At 33.3% G+C, this 2,581-nt stretch carries 4 protein-coding genes; all 4 read left to right on the top strand.

Annotated features, from left to right (window positions below; genetic code table 11):
• Positions 1-165: 165 nt before the first annotated feature.
• Positions 166-681 carry a hypothetical protein gene (locus tag M0Q17_RS11205; protein ID WP_295086879.1) on the top strand — a complete coding sequence of 172 codons (516 nt, stop codon included), beginning with the start codon at positions 166-168 and terminating at the stop codon, positions 679-681.
• The gene (locus M0Q17_RS11200; RefSeq protein ID WP_295086877.1) at positions 669-1,436 is read left to right on the top strand and encodes a DUF1828 domain-containing protein; all 768 of its coding nucleotides are present in this window, start codon (positions 669-671) and stop codon (positions 1,434-1,436) included. The genes M0Q17_RS11205 and M0Q17_RS11200 overlap by 13 nt, the downstream gene beginning before the upstream one ends.
• Positions 1,437-1,446: 10 nt before the next feature.
• Positions 1,447-2,451, top strand: a complete 1,005-nt coding sequence (locus M0Q17_RS11195; RefSeq protein WP_295086875.1) for a virulence RhuM family protein — start codon at positions 1,447-1,449, stop codon at positions 2,449-2,451.
• 3 nt (positions 2,452-2,454) lie between these two features.
• The coding region (locus M0Q17_RS11190) for a type I restriction-modification system subunit M N-terminal domain-containing protein (protein WP_295086881.1) at positions 2,455-2,581 on the top strand (127 nt) is incomplete at its 3' end.

The raw sequence follows: 2,581 nt of genomic DNA, 5'->3' as shown, positions 1-2,581 counted from the left end.
TTTCCCTGTATTAGTTCCTTCAACTGAAGAAGAACAACAAAAAATCGCGGAGTGCCTTAGCTCTATTGATGAGCTAATTACTTCATCATCCAAAAAAGTAGAAGCATTAAAAGAGCATAAAAAAGGGCTAATGCAACAACTTTTTCCATCGGCAAAGGAGTCGTAATGGCACTAACAAATGAACAAGCAAAACTACTGTTTGGTTTAGAAAAAGAGACTGAATTGCAAAGTTATAAACTACCAAATCCTAATGAAATTTTGACAATTTCATTAAGTGCAAAAGATGAACGATTTAAAGATGAACTGTTTTCGCTTGACATAAGTAGAAAATCTTTATCACTCAAAAAGAAAACATTTCAAAAGAGAGCTCAAGAAAATATCGTTTTAAGACGATTGGATTTTTTCGGCGGACATCATAACCCTACATTGAGTTTTGTTCCAAATAATTTAGAGAATTCGATTATAGAACTTATGCAGAAATATACCGATGTAAGATTTAGCAACCAAACGCACATCCATTTTTATATAGATGGCTATGGTGAGAAATGGGCATTTCCTATAACTGAATTTGATTTTATAGAGTCAGATGATATTTTTGAGCAAACAAAAGAGTTTTGCAGATACTGTAATATAGCAGGATTACCTACCTTTAACATGAAGGATTTACTATGTATGATATAAATGGCTTAGTTGATAAATATATTGACTTTATCAAAGAAAGTATTACAATCGACAAGATAGAAGATAATGTTTTTGAAATTGAAACTCCTTTTTTAGATAGAAGAAACGACTTCATAACGATATATGCCATTTTTGACAAAGATAATAAAAATAATATTATATTGACTGATAACGGAATGACATTAACAGACTTGGAATTAAGCGGTTTAGAGTTTAACGCACCTAAAAGAAAACAAGAATTGCAGACTATTTTAAATGGTTTTGGAGTACAACAAGACAAAAAGAAGAGCCTTTTTGTCAATGCAACCGCTGAAAACTTTGCACATAAAAAACACAATCTTATTCAGGCACTTTTGAGTATAAACGATATGTTTGTATTGGCTCAAAGCAAAGTAATGAATCTGTTTTTTGAAGATGTAGGATTGTATTTTGATGAAAAAGATATACGATACGCCTCAAATATTATCTTAGAGGGCAAATCACATTTTAATCATAAATTTGAGTATCTTATTCCAAAATCAAAAAATGCTCCTGAGCGAACTATAAAACTACTTAATCGTCCTAAAGCTGAAAACTTAAAAGCGACACTTTTTGCTTTTGAAGATACACGAGAAAAAAGAAACGGTAGCGGATATATTATACTCAATGATGAAGTAAACATTAAAGCAGATTTACTAGGTGCGATAAATGAGTATGGTATTAAACCGATTCTTTGGAGTCAAAAAAATAACTTTTTAGACGAGTTAGTGGCGTAGAGGTAAATAGATGAAAAAACAACTCCAACCAACCCAGTTTTTACTTTATAAAAGCGAAAATGGAAAAATCAAGGTAGATGTACTAGTACAAGATGAAACTGTATGGCTTAGCATAGAGCAAATGGCAAAACTTTTTGATAAAAGTCGTTCAACTATTAACGAGCATATTCTCAATATTTATAAAGAAGATGAACTCTCTCAAAATGAGAGTATGAGAAAAATCGGAATTTCCGATTTTTCTACAAAACCAACAAATTTTTATAACCTTGATCTCATCATCTCTGTAGGATATAGAGTCAAATCACTGCAGGGGACATGGTTTCGTCAGTGGGCTACAAGGCATCTCAAAGAGTTCATCATCAAGGGCTTTACGATGGATGATGAGCGACTCAAAGACCCAAGGCAGATATTTGGTAAAGACTATTTTGATGAGCAGCTAGAGCGAATCCGAGATGTACGAAGCAGTGAGCGAAGACTTTATCAAAAAATTACAGATATTTATGCACAATGTAGTGCAGACTATGACCCAAATCATGAGACAAGCAAAGATTTTTTTGCGACAGTTCAAAATAAGCTTCATTGGGCAATCGTTGGTGAAACAGCGGCTGAAATCATTTACAACCGAGTGGATAGCACTAAAGAAAACATAGGGCTTACAAGCTGGAAAAATTCACCTCATGGAAAAATCAGAAGAGCTGATGCGGTAGTAGCCAAAAACTACCTCTCACTAGAAGAGCTGGACTTTTTCAATCGAATCGTAGCGATGTATCTTGATTATGCGGAGTTTCAAGCCAAAAACAAACAAGTAATGTATATGAAAGATTGGGTGAGAAAACTTGATGCTTTTTTACAGTTCAATGAAAAAGAAGTATTGGCGCACAAAGGCAAAATCTCTCATGAAGTTGCAGTTGCATTGGCTTTGGATGAATATGAAAAATATAGAGTTATTCAAGATAGAGAATACTTGAGCGATTTTGATAAATTGCTTATAAAATCGAAAAATGGCAAGGTATAATAGATGAGCGAAGAAGAAAAAAACAGACTAGGTAAGATACTTTGGGAGATTGCTAATGATTTACGAGGTGCTATGAATGCGGATGATTTTCGTGATTATATGCTTTCATTTCTGTTTTTACGCTATCTAT

The sequence above is a fragment of the Sulfurimonas sp. genome (genome assembly GCF_023229105.1).
Lineage (GTDB): Bacteria > Campylobacterota > Campylobacteria > Campylobacterales > Sulfurimonadaceae > Sulfurimonas.
Note: the sequence above shows the minus strand (reverse complement) of the source record. Positions and strands in the feature narration are given on the sequence as shown.